The sequence below is a fragment of the Haloterrigena sp. KLK7 genome, assembly GCF_037914945.1.
GTDB lineage: Archaea > Halobacteriota > Halobacteria > Halobacteriales > Natrialbaceae > Haloterrigena > Haloterrigena salinisoli.
This window is the reverse complement of record NZ_CP149787.1, coordinates 1,687,822-1,704,960: the sequence shown is the minus strand read 5'-3', so window position 1 is coordinate 1,704,960 and position 17,139 is coordinate 1,687,822. Positions and strand designations below refer to the sequence as shown.

Here is a 17,139-nt window from a genome sequence, read left to right as displayed (position 1 = left end):
ACGACGTAAGCACCGAACGAAGCGAGTGAAACGAGCGACTGAGGCGCGCAGCGAGGCGCGCGAGCCGAGACCGGCAGGGGCTTTCAGGGCGTTCGAATCGATCGCGTGTACAACCGGACGAACGACGAAGAGGAGTCGATCCGCAGCCCCTTAGTTCCGGCCCGCCAAACCTCGGCTATGGCACTCGAGGGGCGGTTCGACGAGGAGGCTGGCGTCGTTCGCGTCGGGGACGACGCGCGCCAGCGCTATCACGATTCTCGAGGGTACGGCTATCCGCTCGAGGGCAACGAGATCGCGCTCGCGCCGGTCGAGGCGGCCCACCTGCTCTACCGCGGGGACCTCGAGGCGGTCGTCGACGACGCGGGCGACCGACTCGATTTCCGGACGTTCGTGGCCCGCGAGCCCGGTCAGAAGTTCGGCGTGCGGTTTCTGGTCTACGCCGACCTGCGGTCGCGGGGATTCTACCTCTCGCCCGCGGCTGAGCCGTGGATCGCCGACCCGCCCGCGGAACGGGCCGATTTCGCGGTCTTCCCGCGCGGAAAAGGGCCCGGCGACGGCGACGTCGAGTACGCGCTGCGGGTGATCGGTGAACGAACCGACGTGCCCGCGGACGAACTCGCCGAGGGCGTCCTCGCGGTGGTCGACGAGGAGAGCGAAATCACCTACTTCGAGGTCTCCCGGCGGGATCCGTCGGGGTCCACCGACGCCTCCCTCCCCGACGGCTGCGAGGCCGACCTGCTGGCCGACCGCGTGGTCGTCTGGGAGCCGCCCGTCGACCTCTACGAGTCGGCCTTCTACGGCCAGCCCCTCGAGGGACGGGAGTACGACAAGCCGACGCTGCAGTGCTCGCTGCTCGAGGCGGCCTACCTCGCCGAACGCGGCGCGATCGCCCTCGAGCCGACGGCGGTCCGCGAGCGGGGCCGCGAGGTCGAGGGCGAGCGGTTCGACCGACGGCTGGCGGTCTACACCACCCTGCGCGAGCGCGGCGTCGTCCCGAAGACGGGCTACAAGTTCGGCGCGGACTTCCGGACCTACGCCGACGTCGAGTCCGTCGAGAACCTGGGCCACTCGGAACTGCTGGTTCGGGTCCACCCCGACGACTACGTCTTCGAGCCCCGGGACCTCGCGCTGGACGTCAGGCTGGCCCACGGCGTCCGGAAGACGATGGCGTTCGCGCTGGTCGACGCGTCCGGCGGCGTCGACTGGTGGACCCTCGAGCGACTGACGCCCTGAGCCACGAGCGAGCGGAACCGTGAAAACCCCCTCGTCCGAGTATCCGGGCATGCAACTCGAGGTGATCGGCGTCGGGGGCGCGGGCTGTCGGATCGCCGACGCGATCCGGGCCGCGGAACCGGCGGCGAACTCGTTTCTGACGGACGTCTTCGTCTTCGACACCGACGCGGCGACGCTCCAGCGAACCGTCGTCCCCGAATCGCACCGCCACCAATACGGGCAGGGCACTGGGATCGATGCGGACGACGACCTCGAGCGGCGGTTCGAAATCGGTGAGACGCACGCCGACGAACTGCTCGAGACACTGGATCGCGAATCCGGAGGCGAGGCCGACGCTCGACTCGTCGCCGTGGGATTGGGCGGTGCGACCGGCGGCGGAACGGCGCCCGCACTCGTCGCCGCGCTGCAGCGGCGGTACGACGCGCCAGTTTACGTGCTCGCGACGCTACCGGCCGATCGGGAGTTCGATCCCGACGCCGACGCGGGAGACACCGGACCGCACGCGGGAACGACGTCTCGAACCGCGTCCGGCGAGCCGCCGCGGCCCGACGCCGCCGCGAACGCGGCCGCCACGCTCGAGCGACTCGAGGGGCTGGCGAGCGCGCTCATCGCGTTCGACAACGAGACGTGGCTGCGCCCCGGCGAGACGGTCTCGGACGCTCACGATCGATGCAATCGGGAGTTAGCGGGTCGCGTCGCGGCCGTCTTCGCCGGCGGCGGCGCCGAGTCGGACGGTCCCGTCGCTCAGAACGTGATCGACGCGAGCGACGTCGAGCGGATCCTCGGTAACGAGTCGGCGATCGTCGCGCTGGGCTACGGCGATCAAGACGTCGAGACGAGTAGCTCGCGGTTCGGACTCGGTCTCGTCTCCGCGGAGCGCGACGTCGAGACGAGCGAGGCGGTCAGCGCCGTCGAGACCGTCGTCCGGAAGGGGACACACGGGAAGCTCACCCTCGAGTGCGACCCCGAGACGGCCGCGCGCGGGCTGTTGGTCGTCGGCGGCCCGCCGGCGTGGCTCAACCGGCAGGCGATCGCCGAGGGACGGCGGGCGCTGCAGTCGACCGTCGGTGGGAACGGCGTGCTTGGCGGCGACGCGCCCCGTCCCGATGGCGAGACGGTCTTCGCGGCGGTCGTGCTGGCCGGGATCGAATCGGACCGGATCGAGGAGTTGCGGGCGGCAGATCGGGCGCCGTAGACGGCGCGCCAGAAACAGCGACCATACCGGTTCGTCGACCGCTCGAGCGGATCGCACACCGAACGAACGCCGACCTACGCCTCGCCCGGAATCGGAGCCCCCTCGTGCTCGAGCAACCGTCGTTTCAACTCCAGTCCGCCCGCGTAGCCGGTCAGCGAGTCGGCGCCGACGATCCGGTGACAGGGGACGACGACGGGGATCGGGTTGCGGCCGCAGGCCTGTCCGACCGCGATCGGCGCCGTCTCGAGGGCCGCGGCGATCTCGCCGTACGTTCGCGTCTTACCGACCGGAATCCCGTGCATCGCCCGCATGACCTCGCCGGTGAAGCCGTCGGGATACTCGACCTCGAGGGCGAACGTCGTTCGCTCGCCGGCCTCGTACTCGCGTACCTGCCGGCGGATCGTCTCCGCGTCCGCGTCGATCCTCGAGTCGTCGATCTCGCACTCGCGGTCGAACACTCGGATCTGCATATCGCGTCGTTCGTCGGGGCGTCGCTTTACTCTAGCAGGTCAGGTCCCGTCGAACGGGATCACTCGCTTCGCTCCGCCGACTCGTCCGTCGTCGCTCGACGGCGGAGCCACTCGAGGGTGAGACCGCCGCCGACGAGTCCGGCGCCGGTGGAGAAGCCGGGAGCGCCGTCGCTCTCGTCCGCGGTTTCGTTCGACTCGGTCTCGTTGGCGGCTTCCCTCTCGGTGGCGTTTTCGGACACGTCCGCATCGGGGTCTGCGTCCGTTTCGCTGTCGCGGTCGACGTCGTTATCGCTCTCGTTCACCGACGGCTCGTCGTCGGTGGCTCCATCGTTCGCTTCGCTGTCGTCCGTCTCGGCACCGTTCGTCTCGCTATCGTTCGTTTCACTAGTGTCCGCTTCGCCGTCACCCGTCTCGCCGTCACCCGTCTCGCCGTCGCTCGTCTCGTCGTCCTGCGGTTCGTCGGCTGCGTCGTCATCGGTATCGTTCTCCCCGTTGGCACCGGCCGCGGACGGTCGAACGGCAACGAGCGTGTCGGCGCTGACGTAGAGGGCGTCCTCGCTGGCCGCATAAGGGAACTCGTCGATCGCGGGGTCGAGGCCCCCGACGTCTTCGTAGGGGATCGCCCATCGCTTCGACCCGTCCTCGAGATCAATCCCGAGGATCGCCGACTCCGTTCCGAACTCCTCGGTCTCCTCGTAGCCGGCCAACACGTCGTCGGGGTCGGAGGGGAGGGAGTAGGCGACGACGGCCGTATCGCCGACGATCAGCGGCCACCGGAAGAGGCGGAACTCGCCGAGATCGTCGTACGTCCACCGGTACTTCTCGCGTTCGTAGTCCCACGCCCCGAGGCGGTCTCCGGCCTCGGAGACGACGAGTCGCACCTCGTCGGACGTCGCGAAGGCGGTGTTCTCGTTGAAGCGATCGGCGGACTCCTGACGTCCACCGGGACCGACGGGCTCCGGTTCACCGTCGTACGCCGTCTGATAGGCCTCCCCAGCCGTGTGGCCCGTTTCGAAGTTCTCCACGTAGACGCCGTCCTCGGTCGGGATGAGGAGGTCTCCATCGCTCATCAAGTCCGCCGTCCACAGCGTGTCGCCCGAGGCAGCATCGAGGGCGACGAACCCCGACGACGAGGTGGGCGCGTAGACGGTACCGTCGGCGACGGAGACGGCGTGGGCCGCGAACTGGCGTTCCTCTTCTTCGCCGTCCTGGAGTTCCCCGACGAAGGCGGTGACCTCGATGCTGTCGTGCCGCCGGACAATCGACCCGTCGCGAGCGTCGACCGCGTAGAGCGAACCGTCGGCGACGACGTAGACCGTCCCGTCGGCGACCGTCGGGCTGCCGACGGACTCGCCCTCGTCGAACGGGACCTTCCACAGCACGTCGCCGGTCGCGCCGTCGAGCGCGGTCAGTCGGTTCCCGGAGACGAAGACCGTCCCGTCAGCGACGGCAGGGGTTCCCGTCGCGTCAAGCTCCGTTCGCTTCCATTTCAGGCTCCCGTCGACGGCGTCGAGCGCGTGGACTTCGCCGTCGTCGGTCCGCAGGAAGACCCAGTCGTCGACGGCGGCGACGTCCCCAGTCTCGTCGTACTCCCACGCGACCGTCCCCAGTTCCGGGAACGAATCGGTCTCGACGTACGCAGTGTTCGCTGCGGTCCCGCGGTACGACGTCCATCCGCTCGATTCCGCTGCCGTCGACGAGCGGGACCGTGTATCGGCGCCGACCGTCCCGATCGAAGCGAGTGCCCCACTGGTCAGGGCCGCTCCGGTGGCCAGTATCGTCCGTCTGTTGTGTTCGGTCATACGTCACCCGTCGCCGGACCGCGGTATTCTTATACGCGCGGTAGCCCGTTCCGCCTGCGAGAACAGTTCGAACGAGCGAAACGACGGCCGCGCGAGGCGGATCGATTCCCGATTCGGTGCGGACACCGCCGCGAAGCCGAAGGCTTTTGCGAACTGGCGCGCCAAGACGAAGCTAATGACCGGAGACGACCCACTCGAGGAGTCCGAGTCAGGGGAATCGACGACCGATGGAGGTGACGGAACCGCGGAACCGCAGTCGGAACTCCGACCCGACGGCGGGGCCGCCGGTGCCGATGACGTCGCGCTGGACCCCTGGGGATCCTCGAGCGTCTCCGACTACCGCAAGCTGTTCGAGGAGTTCGGCATCGAGGAGTTCGACGAGGTCTTAGAGGAGGTCCCGAACCCCCACTACCTGATGCGGCGGGGCGTCATCTTCGGCCACCGGGACTACCGGCCGGTCGCCGAGGCCCTGCAGAACGACGAACCGGCGGCCGTTCTCTCCGGGTTCATGCCGACCGGCGACCCCCACATCGGCCACAAGCTGGTCTTCGACGAGATCATCTGGCACCAACAGCAGGGCGCCGACGCCTACGGCCTGATCGCCGACCTCGAGGCCAACTCCGCCCGCGGGATGTCGTGGGAAGAGATCGACGAGCACGCCCGAGACTACCTGCTCTCGCTGCTCGCGCTGGGCTTCGACCCCGAGGAGGGCGAACTCTACCGCCAGTCCGAGAACCGCGACCTGCAGGATCTCGCCTTCGAACTCGGCGCCGACGCCAACTTCTCGGAGTTCCAGGCGATCTACGGCTTCGACGGCGAGACCGACGTCTCGCACATGCAGTCGGTCGTCACCCAGATGGCCGACATCCTCTACCCGCAACTCGAGGAGCCCAAACCGACGGTCATCCCCGTCGGTCCCGACCAGGACCCCCACGTCCGACTGGCGCGGGACCTCGCCGAGCGAATGCGCTTCTTCAAAGTCACCGAGGCCTACGCCAGCTTCGAACTCGAGGACGAGGAGCGCGCTCTGGTCGCGGCGTTCTACGACCGCCTCGAGCCCGAGGAGTTCGACGACGACACGCTGCGCTGCGTCCACGTCGCCGAGGCGGTAGAAGAGACGCCCCTCTCGGAACTCGAGGTCGGCGCCGACGTCCTCGACTCGGTGCTGACGAAGCTCCGGGAGGCCGGGATGGAACCGATTCGGCCCCGCACGCGCTTCTCCGACCGGCGGGCGACCGAGGAGGCCTTCGACGCCCTCGTCGAGACGATCGACGGCGAGAAGCGCGTCTACGAGAGCCACGTCGACGCCTTCGAACTCGACCGCGGAGAGGCCGAGGAGCTCGCCCGCGAGATCGAGGTCGCGAACGGCGGCCACGGCTTCCGTCCGCCGTCGTCGATCTACCACCGCTTCATGACCGGACTGACCGGCGGCAAGATGTCCTCCTCGGTCCCCGCCTCCCACATCTCGCTGCTGGACGACCCCGAGGACGGCTACGACAAGGTGAAGGCCGCCTCGACCGGCGGTCGCGAGACCGCCGAGGAACACCGCGAGAAGGGCGGAAAGGCCGACGAGTGTCCCGTCTACGAGCTCTACGCCTACCTGCTAGCCGGCGACGACGACGAGTTCGCCAAGCGCGTCTACGACGAGTGTACGAGCGGGGACCGGCTCTGTGGCGACTGCAAGGAGCAAGCGGCGCAGCTGATGCGGGAGTTCCTCGAGGAACACCAGGAGAAACGCGAGGAGGTAGAGGAACTGCTCGAAGAGACCGACATCGAACTCGAGTCGCCGCGCCGGCGACAGTAGACGGTGCCGCGGTGACACGGGTATAATCGGTATCAGTTCGCTGATTTTTCTCGATTTCAGGAGAAGGCATATCCGGGGTCGCGGTGTAGACCGCATCGATGGAGACCGGTCGCGCCGACGGTCCGAGCCGGGACGTCGTCGTCTGCGCCGACGTCCTCGGCTCGTTCGGCGTCACGCCCGACGACGTCCGCGCCCAGCGGCGGGAGTACCGCACCGCGGTCCCGCCCGGCCAGGAGGAGCGATCGCTCGAGTCGATTCTTTCGGACGTCCTCGCTGACGCGCGCGACCGGACGGCGACGGTGCGCCAGCTGATCTGCCGGAGCGACCGCGGGCTGACCTGCTCGGCGCGCTACGCCCAGCGGGCGCTGGGACGCGAACTCGAGGCCGTCTTCGAGTCGATCGGCTGGTCGCTCGAGTGGACGCGGACGGGGCCGGCCGAGAACGGTCGCGACCGGCTCGAACTCGCCGCGACGGACCCGAACGGCCGCGAACGGGAGGCGACGGTCACCTACCCGCAAACGCCGCTGGCCGACGATAACCTGCCCGCCGTCCTGCGGGCGGTCGACGAGCGCCTCCTCGCGGGCACCGACGCGACCGTCGTCCGCCTCTCGGCCGGCGTCGACCGCTGGCGGGCCGCGCTGGTCGAGGACGGCGAACTCGAGACGCTTCGCGATCGCTACGGCGAGCGGATTTCGGCGTTCGACCGACCCTTGCTGCCGACCCACGACCTCGCGGCGTACGTGCCCGATGACCCCGACGACGGGATCGATCCGACGGACGCGACCGCGTCGGATCCGTGGCCGGCGTGGGCGCTCGAGCGCGCCAGACGGCGTTCGGATCCCCTCGTCAGCACCGTCGACGTCGAGACGGAAGCGGCGGCGGCCGACGAGGGACGGGACTCGGTCGCGTCGCTCATCGACGAGGCCGAGCCCGAACGCCCCTCGATGGCACGAACCGATGACAGCCCCACCGACGACACCCCGGCCGACGCGAGCGATTCGACCCAGCGATCGTCGTCGTCGACAGCCACGTCGGCGCCGTCGACGGAGGCCGGCGGGTTCGAGATCCGCGGCGGTTCGCCGACCGTTTCGCGGGTCCGCGACGACGACTCGAGTTCCGGTGCGTCGCCGCGGGACGTCGCCGATTCGATCCTCGAGACGGAGCGCGAGCGAACGGGAGGGCGAGACGATCGTTCCGACGGGGACGGCAACGGCAGCGGCGATGGTGAGAACGAGAGCGAGGGCAGTGACGATTCATCGGACGACGGGTTCGGCACGCTCTCGGGAACCACGAAGACGACCCGCGTGACCAACGACTCCTTCGGCGCGGGCGAGGAGTTCGCGACGGAGAACGACCGCTACCGCGCGCTCGGGGTCGCGCTGGGCGCCGGCGGCGCCGTCGACGTCGAGGGACTGCTCGAGGACGACGACTTCCTCCCCGAACTGCCGGCGAGCGGCCCCAGCGAGACGCGTATCGAGTTCGCCGACGAGTTCGATCCCGCGGCGGTCCCCGAGGCGACGGCCAGCGCCGAGCAGTCAGGCTTCGAGTGGGTCGATAGCGGCGCCCTCGAGACGACGCGGCTCTCGAACGACTGAGCGGGGACGCCGTCGCCCCGCCACCCACTGGTGTGTTCACTCGTACCACAACGCTTTTGGGCCGATACTGAGTGCTATCGCGTATGGCAACCGAATCCCACGACGACGGTGGTGTCGCCGGACGGCCACAGCGACTGCGGTCGGGATTCGGCTTCTTCTTCGCCCGGTGAGTCCGGGCCGGTGGAGCCGCGAGCGATCTAGCGGTCGCCCGCGGCGAAACCGTCCGCGTCAGTTCTCTCGGCTCGAGTCGCGACGACGGGTCTCGCGGCGGTCTGGCCCGCTCGCAACGGCCTCGAACCGAGTCGGAACCGCTAACTGACCGACCCACGGCAATTCAGGTAAGCGAATGCAACTTCCCGAACAACAGGTCGCGGTCTTGGAGGCCGCGAGTGCGGACGAGGCAACGTCCGTCGACGCGCTCGCCGAGCGAGCCGACCTTCCACCCGAAACCGTCACCGGGGCGGCGTTCGAACTCGAGACGGAGGGGCTGGTCGCCGTCGAGGAACGCGTCGACGAAACGGTGACGCTCACGGACGAGGGCACAGACTACGCGTCGGAAACGCTCCCCGAGATCCGGCTCTACGAGGCCGCCCTCGAGGCCGGCGCCGACGAGGAACCGGTGCAGATGGGACGGGTCATCGGCGCCTCGGGGCTCGAGGGGTCCCAGGTCGACATCGCGCTCTCGAACTACGCCCGGAAGGGGTACGGCACGATCGACAGCGGCGAGATCACGGCCGATCCCGACGCCGATCCGTCGGCCGACGCCGAGGCGAACGCGCTCGAAGCGCTCTCGGACGCGGACGAAGCCCCCGTCGACAGCGTCGACGTCGACGCGGACACGATCGACCAACTCGACCGGCGCGGCCTGCTCGAGCGACGGGAGTCGACCGTCCGCGAGGTCGTCCTGACCGAGCGCGCCGTCACGGAGCTGATGGCGGGCATCGAGACCGCCGAGACGGTCGGCCAGGTCACGCCCGAACTCCTCACGAGCGGCGACTGGGAGGACGTCGAGTTCGCCGAGTACAACGTCGAGGCCGACGCCGAGGAGATCGAGAGCGGCAAGGTCCACGTCCTGCGCCAGATGTCCGAGCGCGTCAAGGACGTCCTCGTCGGGATGGGCTTCCAGGAGATGGACGGCCCGCACGTCGACGCGGACTTCTGGATCAACGACTGCCTGTTCATGCCCCAGGACCACCCGGCGCGGACCCACTGGGACCGCTTCGCGATGGAGCAGCCCAGTCACATCGACGAGTTGCCCGAGGACCTCGTCGAGGCCGTCGAGCGCGTCCACCGCGAGGGGCTGGGCGAGGACAGCGAGGGATACCACTCGCCGTGGGACGAGGACTTCGCCCGCGCGCTCGCGCTGCGGGGCCACACGACCTCGCTGTCGACCCGATACCTCTCCGGGACCCAGATCGGCGAGATCGAACCGCCCGCGCGGTTCTTCAGCGTCGAGAAGGCCTACCGCAACGACACGCTCGACGCGACCCACCTGCTCGAGTTCTACCAGATCGAGGGCTGGGTGATGGCCGAGGACCTCTCGGTGCGGGACCTCATGGGCACCTTCGAGGAGTTCTACGCCCAGTTCGGCATCGAGGACATCCAGTTCAAACCCCACTACAACCCCTACACCGAACCGAGCTTCGAGCTCTTCGGTACCCACCCCACGACGGGCGAACTGATCGAGATCGGTAACTCCGGCATCTTCCGCGAGGAGATGCTCGAGCCCTTAGGCGTCGACTGCGACGTCATGGCCTGGGGACTGGCCCTCGAGCGACTGGCCATGCTCACGACCGGCGCGGAGGACATCCGCGACCTCCACGGCACGCTGGCGGATCTCGAGTTCCTGCGGAACGCGGAGGTGACCTACTGATGCCCACCGTCGACATCGACCCCGACGAACTGCGCGACCTGACCGGCCGCGAGGAGAAGAGCGACGACGAACTCAGAGACGACCTGTTCGGCCTCGGCCTCGAGTTCGAGGGGCGCACCGAGGACGGCGAGTTCGAACTCGAGTTCGCGCCCGACCGCTTAGACCGGCTCTCGGTCGAGGGCGTGGCGCGTTCGATGCGGTACCACTACGGCGACTCGCGCGGGGTCCACGTTCCCTCGACGAACTCGGCGGACTGGACCATCGAGGTCGACGAGTCGGTCCCCGACGAACGTCCCTACGTGACGGGCGCGGTGATCCGCGACGTCGATCTCGACGAAGAGGCCCTCGAGTCGCTCATCCAACTGCAGGAGAAGCTCCACGCGACGATGGGCCGCAAGCGCGCGAAGGGCGCGATCGGGATCCACGACCTGACGATGCTGAAGGGGCGGTCCGCCACGGACGAGAGCGAACCGACGATCGAGTACGTCGGTCTCGAGCCCGACGAGGACACGTTCGTCCCCCTCGATTCCGACCGGGAGATGACGCCCGCGGAGGTCCTCGAGGACCACCAGACGGGCCAGACCTACGCCGACCTCGTCAGCGAGTACGAGCGCTACCCCGCGATCTACGACGATCTGGGACTGTTCTCGTTCCCGCCGGTCATCAACGGTCGGCGCACCGAGGTCTCGACGGACTCGAGGGACCTGTTCGTCGAGATGACGGGCACCGATCAGTGGACGATCGACAAGATGCTGAACATCGTCTGCTACGCGCTCGCCGCGCGCGGGGCCACGCTCGAGGATGTCGAAATCGAGTACCCTGACCGAGAGATCGTCCGACCGGACCTCTCGACGAAGACGAAGACGGTCGCTCACGACCGCATCGAGACCATCCTCGGGATCGGTCTCGACCCCGAGGAAGTGATCGACCTCGCCGAGCGCTCGGGCCTCGAGGCCGAACGCGAAGAGAACGAGGCCGGTGAACTGGTCTACGAGGTCACCGTCCCACCGTACCGCGTCGACGTCCTCCACCCGCTTGACGTCATCGACGACCTCGGACGGGCCTACGGCTTCAACGACCTCGAGCCGACCTATCCCGACGTGGGGACCGTCGGCGGCCGCCACGAGCGCTCCCGTCTCGAGCGCGCCGCGCGCACCCAGCTGGTCGGGCTGGGCTTCGAGGACCTCCTCAACTTCCACATGATCAACGAGGAGGAGAACTACGAGCGCATGGAGATCGAACCCGGAGCCGACGCCTACGGCGCCGGCGAGCCCGCGACGATCAAGGAGGCCTACAGCGAGGACTACACGATGCTGCGGACGTGGACGCTGCCCTCGCTGCTGATGGTCTTAGAGCGCAACACCCACCGCTCGTACCCCCAGCACCTCTCGGAGATCGGCTTCACGGCTCGCGTCGACGAGAGCGAGAACACCGGCGTCGGCGAGAACCGCCACGTCGGGGCCGTCCTCGCGAGCCACGACGCCGGCTACGAGGACGCCAAGGCGCGCCTGCAGGCGCTCGCGGAGAACTTCGACGTCGACCTCGAGACGCCGCCGGCGGAGCATCCGAGCTTCATCTCGGGGCGCACCGCAGCGGTCGTCATCGACGGCGAGGACGTCGGCGTGATCGGCGAGGTCCATCCAAAGGTGCTCGTCGAGCACGACCTCGAGGTACCCGTCGCGGCCTTCGAGTTCGACCTCGAGGCGCTGCAGTAGTCGACTAGCAGTCGTTCTTCTCGAGTTTGGGAGTCGGTCTGCGGTCGCGGTTCAATCTATTGTACCGCGAGCGACCGAAGGGAGCGAGCGGGCCGACGACTGACCTGAAGCGAACGAAGTGAGCGGAGGGGAAGGAGGAGTGCTTTTAATCGAAATTTTACCGAGGGACGCCGCGCTGGCGACAGCTACGCTGGCGCCAGCGCGACAGACCGCAGAGTAAAATTTCGTTCTCTAGAATTCGTGTTCGACGTCTTCCTCGTCGGCTTTCTGGATGATGATCTTGCCGTCTCGGACGCGGACGAAGACCTCGTCGCCGATATCCATGCCCGCGACTGCCAGTTCGTCCTCGTGGAGGTTCAGATGGACGTTGTGATAGTTGCCGTCTTCGTCTTTGGCACCGCTTGGACTCAGCTTCTTTTTCCGTACCATCGCGGGATTCTATCCCGAACTTCGCCGTAGGATATACTTAAGTGTTTTCGACGCCTCAACGAATGATCGTCCGAGCGGTGGAACCGGGGGACGGAGGCGTCGTCGCCGCAGCAACCACTGATTCGGTAGTGCGGAACAGTGGCGCGAGCGATTCACTTAAAGATACCGCCGCAGTCGGTCGGTTTTGGGGGATATCTTTATGTCGGATCGTGTGCTGGATTGACACGGAGGCGAAACTTATGGTACGCGAAGACGGGAAACGAAACTTTGCACTGCGCGAGTCGGACGGCGAGGAGTCCAGCGTCTTCTCCGGAAACACCCCGCGGCAGGCCGCCCTCAAGGCGGCCCGTCGGCTCGAGCCCGGCTCGAGCGAGGACGCCGCGGAACGCGTCGAGCTCAGGTTACGAGAGAAGGGCACGGACAAGGTTCACATCTACGACGGCTGGGCGTGGGAGGAGACGGCACCCGACGACAAGCCTGACTGGATGCCCGGCGAGATCACGGAGGCGAACGTCTCGAAGAAAGGTATCGAACACCTAGACGAGTGAGGTTTCGGCAGGTGGTTTTTCTCGTTCTCGACCTATTCAGAAACATCCATCCACTATACCCACATATATAGTTATCTTTTAATTTTCTATTCCCGATTCGTTGACGTCGTCGAAGTCCTAGAGGGTGTTTAGTCCGATAGCCACTGCGCACTATTGTTAGAACCGTCTAATAAATACGCTTATGTAGCGTCGAAAGGCCAGACTAATTCGTAATATGTGCCCAAAATCGAGTCGAAGTCGTGTCGAGCCGGACATTTGTACTACCACATTTCGTTCAGCGCTCGAACTGCGAGCGCGCCAACGGGTAGCCGGGGGTGAGGCGACCGTATGATCCCCGCGAAGTACAAGAACCTGATCCTCGCGACGGCGATGTTCAACCTCGGGTTCGTCATCTGGTTCTCCTTCGCTCCCTTCACGGGCGAGATCGCCGACGAGTTCGGGCTCTCGGTGGCTCAGCTCGGGATCGTCTCGAGTGCGGCCGTCATCGCCGTCCCGCTCGGCCGGATCATCGTCGGGCCGCTGACCGACAGATACGGGGCCCCGGTGACCGCGGGGGGAACGATGCTCCTCGTCGGGACCTTCGCGATTATCAGCGCGTTCGCACGGACCTACGAAGTGTTCACCGCCTCGCGGATCGTCGCCTCGCTGGCGGGGATCACCTTCGTCATCGGGATCCAGCACGTCTCCGAGTGGTTCGAGGAGGAGAACCTGGGAACGGCAGAGGGGATCTTCGCCGGAATCGGCAACGCCGGCGCGGGACTGGGCGCGTACTTCACTCTGCCGCGGATCTTCGGTGAGGGGTACGCCGGACCGCTGTTCTCGTCGAACTGGCGGGCCGCGTTCTTCTACACCGGCGTGCTCGCCGTCGTCCTCGGCGTCCTCTACTTCGTCTTCGGCGACGCGGCGAAGAGCGACGCGAAACGCGCGGAGACCAAGCAGGGCGTCAGCCTGGATCAGTGGCTCTACATCGCGACGCGCCACGGCGCGGTCGTGCTCGCGGTGGCGTACGTCATGACCTTCGGCCTCGAGCTGGCGATGAACGGCTGGCTGGGCACCTACTACCGCGAGGCGTTCGGCCAGAGCGACATCGTGATCGCGGCGACGTTCGCGGCGACGTTCTCGATCGCGGCGGGGCTGCTCCGCCCGATCGGGGGCTACGTCAGCGACCTCGTCGCGCGCGAGGAGACGAACATCCTCCCGGTGTTCACGGGTCGCTACCGCGAACAATGGACGTTCGCGACGCTCGTATTCGTCATGTTCGCGATGTTCGGCATGACGGCGGCCGGCCTGACCGGGAACATCTACGTCGCCGTCGTCGCCGGCTTCTTCGTCGGCGTCGGCTGCGCGTTCTCCGAGGGCGCGATCTTCGCCCAAGTGCCCGCGATGTTCCCCGACAACTCGGGCTCCGTGGCCGGCTTCGTCGGCGGCATCGGCTCCTCCGGCGGGTCGATCTACCCGCTGATCTTCGCCGCGCCGTTCCTGTCGAACCTCCACCTCGGCTACGCGGTCGTCGGCGCCACGATGATCCCGATCATCGCGCTGAGCGCATGGGTGTTCCAGCCCCACATCGCCGAGCGCGCGACGGAAAACGGCTGGCTCATCTCCGAGAACCCGGCCACGAGCAACGGAGGCGGAAGCGGCGCGAGCCCGACCAGCAACGACTGACGACCGGGTCCATACCGGCTCCCTTCCTTCGGAACTCGAGACGGTCGTCCTCGCGGCCGCCGCGCCAGGTCCCGCCCGCGGTACGGGCGTCGGCGCTACGCGTCCGAATTCGAGTCCGCGTCCGCGACGATCGACGCGAAGTTCTCGACGACGCGGGTCGCGTTCACCGCTTCGAATCCGCGATCGTCTTCGGTCCAGCCGAAATCGGCCTCGAGGCGGTCGCGCAGATCGGCGGTGAACTCGGGGTGGAACTGCACCGTCCACAGCGGCGCCGTCCGGTGGCGCGTGGCGAACGCGGGGTAGTAGTCGGCCGAGCCGATGATCTCCATCTCCGCACCGGTGTCGGTGACGATATCGCCGTGCGTGACTGGGACGACCGACGAGACGCCGTCGAAGAGCGGGTCGTCGTCGAGGTCGGCGGCGACCGGTCGCGCGGTCGTCTCGACGTGCTCGACGGTGCCGCCGAGCGCCGCGTTGGCGATCTGATGGCCGAAGCAGACGCCCAGCGTCGGGAGTTCGCGATCGATCAGTTCCCGAACGAGCCGTTTCTGCTCGGCGATCCACGGTCGGTCGTCGACCTCGTAGACCCCCGCGGTACTCCCCGTGATGACGACGCCGTCGGTGGCCTCGAGGGCGGGCCGTTCGCCGGCGGGGTAGTCGACCGTTCGCGTAGTAGCCGCGGCCTTCGAAACGAACCGCTCGAGCGCGTCGCAGTGGTACTCGCAGTCGGAATCGACCTCGTTGCGGACGACGGTGATCGTCGGCGACTCCATCGCGTCGGTGTTGTCGGTCGCGGGAAAAAGGCGTATCGACGGGACGTCGTACTGCGACTCGAGACCGTTGCGAGCGCAGGGACTAGTTCGATTCCTCGCGTCGCCGACGGTCCGCATATGACCGACTACGAGATGCACGAGCCCGACTTTTCGGGAACGACGACCGAGGAGTGGGACGAGCCGCAACTCGAGGACTTCGACACGGACGACTTAGGGGAGGTCGCGGACCACTTCATTCTCTCGTCGTCGGGGTTTCCGCCGGAGAACTTCACGGACCTGAAACTGCCCGTCGTCGATCCGGACGGGAAGCTGAACAAGAACGCACTTCAGACGGCCAAGAGCGGCGGTCACGGCGTCGGCGCGGTCGAGGATCTGGACGACGAGAAGGCAGAAGAGATCGAGGACATGATCGACGAACTCGCGAACGATAACTTCGAGGACGCCGATTTCGGGGACGAGTGATTCGTCGGTGATCCCACTGCTCGTCGTCTCTGCAGACGGACGTGAAACCAGTACCTCGAAGCGCGAACTGGCGTACGGTGGCGCGCGCCGTCGGCCGGCCGAGTGATACCGAGGACGGCCGACAACATCGTGCGAGGGACGAGCGAGAGAGTGAAGTGAACGAGCGAATCGGCTGGGGAGGGCGTGGAACCCCCAGTTGCCACGACAGTAGCGTAATCCGTAACGACAGTAGCGTAATCCGTACGGTCTCGAATACTCGAGTTGCGAACGGGATTCCGGCCACTCACGCGGGACTCGAGGCCGACGACCCGCCGCGGCGGAGCAGTTTGACGATGCCCTGCGCGGCCATGCCGAGGACCGTCCACTTCCAGGCGAGGACGGCGACGCCGACCAGCAGGAGGCCGCGAGTCCTGTTACCGCCGTCGAACGCCCGTTTCGCGTCGGAGAGTACCGAGACCACCGTCAGCGACCGCGTCGCCTTCGAGCCGAGGAGTTTTTTGAGTACCATATCCGTCCTCGGGACGCCGACCGAATAACGAGCGTCCCGGCCCGCGCAAGCGCGGCCGAACCGCCCTCGAGCCGTCGGTCACTCCGGATCGAAGCCGCCGACGAGGCGCTCGAGCCCGAAGAGGGCGACGGCTCCGAGAACCGCCCACGCGGCCGTCAATGCGACCGTCTCGACCGTCCACGCGGACGCCTCGCCGATATTGTGCAGCGGGGCGGGAGTCGACCCGGCGATCAGACTCACCAGAAAGATCATCGTTACCTCGCGGTGGCGGGCCAGCGCCGCGCGGACGACGCGAGCGATCGTCACGAGCCCGACGATCCCGCCGGCGACGAACAGCGCGACGGTCGTCCCCGGGTCGACGACGGCCGCGAGCGAGCCGCCGACGACGAGGTCGGTGACCGCGTGAACGAACGCGCTCAGTTCCCCGGAGAGGTAGACGTACTGGCCGAGCAGGATCAGGATGAGCGAGCCCGAGATCCCCGGCAGGATCATCGCGCTGATGGCGACGGCGCCGGCGAGGAAGATCACGACTCCGCCGCTGCCCGGAAGTTGGACGACGTCGGCGGCGACCAGCAAGGCGAGCCCGGCACCGGCCAGCCCGGCGACGACGTGGCTCGGCGAGGAGATCTCGAGGCTCCGGTAGAGGGCGACCGCCGAGGCGGCGATCAGGCCGGTGAAGAAGCCGAACAGGGCGATCGGGTGGGACGACTCGAGCGACGAGACGATGTCCGCGATGAAGACGACGGCGGTGACCATCCCGACGCCGAGGGGCAGCAGGAACTGGAGGTCCATCTCGAGGAGCGCGTCCCGGGCCTGGGAGCGCCGCTCGGGGCGATACCCTCGCAGGACGGTGAGCGCCCGTCCGGGGGTGAGCGCGGTCACGGCGGCGATCAGCCGTCCGTAGAAGCCGAGCAGGAGCGCGATGGTGCCGCCCGAGACGCCGGGCAGGGCGTCGACCGCGCCCATACAGAGGCCGTACGCGTAGGCGCGAAGCAGTTCGACGCGGTCGACCACGTCGGTGCGTTCATACTCCATGCGTCCCCTCTCGTCGCCGTCCGTTCGGAGTG

At 67.5% G+C, this 17,139-nt stretch carries 15 protein-coding genes; 9 read left to right on the top strand and 6 right to left on the bottom strand.

Going from position 1 to position 17,139, the window contains the following annotated elements:
* Nucleotides 1-177: 177 nt before the first annotated feature.
* Complete coding sequence (gene endA, locus WD430_RS08355; protein WP_339105562.1) at nucleotides 178-1,233, top strand: tRNA-intron lyase; 1,056 nt, start codon at nucleotides 178-180, stop codon at nucleotides 1,231-1,233.
* A gap of 49 nt (nucleotides 1,234-1,282) precedes the next feature.
* On the top strand, nucleotides 1,283-2,428 hold the full coding sequence (locus WD430_RS08350) for a tubulin/FtsZ family protein (RefSeq protein WP_339105561.1): 1,146 nt from the start codon (nucleotides 1,283-1,285) through the stop codon (nucleotides 2,426-2,428).
* Nucleotides 2,429-2,502: 74 nt separating this feature from the next.
* Here the strand turns inward: WD430_RS08350 and WD430_RS08345 are convergent, their stop codons facing one another.
* Entirely contained in the window at nucleotides 2,503-2,898 is a 396-nt protein-coding gene (locus tag WD430_RS08345) for a methylated-DNA--[protein]-cysteine S-methyltransferase (RefSeq protein ID WP_339105560.1), read from the bottom strand.
* A gap of 59 nt (nucleotides 2,899-2,957) precedes the next feature.
* On the bottom strand, nucleotides 2,958-4,700 hold the full coding sequence (locus WD430_RS08340; RefSeq protein WP_339105559.1) for a PQQ-binding-like beta-propeller repeat protein: 1,743 nt from the start codon (nucleotides 4,698-4,700) through the stop codon (nucleotides 2,958-2,960).
* 175 nt (nucleotides 4,701-4,875) lie between these two features.
* Here WD430_RS08340 and WD430_RS08335 point away from each other — a divergent pair, with 175 nt between their 5' ends.
* The 4 genes from WD430_RS08335 to pheT all read left to right on the top strand — a co-directional run bounded on the left by WD430_RS08335 (nucleotide 4,876) and on the right by pheT (nucleotide 11,687).
* Complete coding sequence (locus tag WD430_RS08335; RefSeq protein ID WP_339105558.1) at nucleotides 4,876-6,504, top strand: tryptophan--tRNA ligase; 1,629 nt, start codon at nucleotides 4,876-4,878, stop codon at nucleotides 6,502-6,504.
* Nucleotides 6,505-6,602: 98 nt separating this feature from the next.
* Nucleotides 6,603-8,099, top strand: coding sequence for a hypothetical protein (locus WD430_RS08330; protein WP_339105557.1), 1,497 nt, complete (start codon nucleotides 6,603-6,605; stop codon nucleotides 8,097-8,099).
* Between the two features lie 346 nt (nucleotides 8,100-8,445).
* Nucleotides 8,446-9,972, top strand: coding sequence for a phenylalanine--tRNA ligase subunit alpha (locus WD430_RS08325; RefSeq protein WP_339105556.1), 1,527 nt, complete (start codon nucleotides 8,446-8,448; stop codon nucleotides 9,970-9,972).
* Complete coding sequence (pheT, locus tag WD430_RS08320) at nucleotides 9,972-11,687, top strand: phenylalanine--tRNA ligase subunit beta (RefSeq protein ID WP_339105555.1); 1,716 nt, start codon at nucleotides 9,972-9,974, stop codon at nucleotides 11,685-11,687. Before WD430_RS08325 ends, pheT begins: the two co-directional genes overlap by 1 nt.
* Nucleotides 11,688-11,918: 231 nt before the next feature.
* Here the strand turns inward: pheT and WD430_RS08315 are convergent, their stop codons facing one another.
* Nucleotides 11,919-12,116 (bottom strand): hypothetical protein, encoded by a 198-nt coding sequence (locus WD430_RS08315; RefSeq protein WP_006111025.1) that lies wholly within the window; start codon nucleotides 12,114-12,116, stop codon nucleotides 11,919-11,921.
* A 239-nt stretch (nucleotides 12,117-12,355) separates the two neighbouring features.
* Between WD430_RS08315 and WD430_RS08310 the strand changes: the two genes are divergently transcribed.
* Nucleotides 12,356-12,664 (top strand): non-histone chromosomal MC1 family protein, encoded by a 309-nt coding sequence (locus WD430_RS08310; protein WP_012944734.1) that lies wholly within the window; start codon nucleotides 12,356-12,358, stop codon nucleotides 12,662-12,664.
* 327 nt (nucleotides 12,665-12,991) lie between these two features.
* Nucleotides 12,992-14,329, top strand: coding sequence for an MFS transporter (locus WD430_RS08305; protein ID WP_339105554.1), 1,338 nt, complete (start codon nucleotides 12,992-12,994; stop codon nucleotides 14,327-14,329).
* A gap of 95 nt (nucleotides 14,330-14,424) precedes the next feature.
* On the opposite strand, the gene WD430_RS08300 is transcribed toward WD430_RS08305, so the two are convergent.
* Nucleotides 14,425-15,102, bottom strand: a complete 678-nt coding sequence (locus tag WD430_RS08300) for a type 1 glutamine amidotransferase (RefSeq protein WP_339105553.1) — start codon at nucleotides 15,100-15,102, stop codon at nucleotides 14,425-14,427.
* A gap of 117 nt (nucleotides 15,103-15,219) precedes the next feature.
* Between WD430_RS08300 and WD430_RS08295 the strand changes: the two genes are divergently transcribed.
* Nucleotides 15,220-15,564, top strand: a complete 345-nt coding sequence (locus WD430_RS08295; RefSeq protein ID WP_339105552.1) for a hypothetical protein — start codon at nucleotides 15,220-15,222, stop codon at nucleotides 15,562-15,564.
* A 283-nt stretch (nucleotides 15,565-15,847) separates the two neighbouring features.
* On the opposite strand, the gene WD430_RS08290 is transcribed toward WD430_RS08295, so the two are convergent.
* Both WD430_RS08290 and WD430_RS08285 read right to left on the bottom strand, forming a co-directional pair.
* Nucleotides 15,848-16,072, bottom strand: a complete 225-nt coding sequence (locus WD430_RS08290; protein WP_339105551.1) for a hypothetical protein — start codon at nucleotides 16,070-16,072, stop codon at nucleotides 15,848-15,850.
* Between the two features lie 78 nt (nucleotides 16,073-16,150).
* Nucleotides 16,151-17,107: a DUF368 domain-containing protein gene (locus WD430_RS08285; protein WP_339105550.1), complete on the bottom strand. Its 957-nt coding sequence runs from the start codon at nucleotides 17,105-17,107 to the stop codon at nucleotides 16,151-16,153.
* Nucleotides 17,108-17,139: the final 32 nt, after the last annotated feature.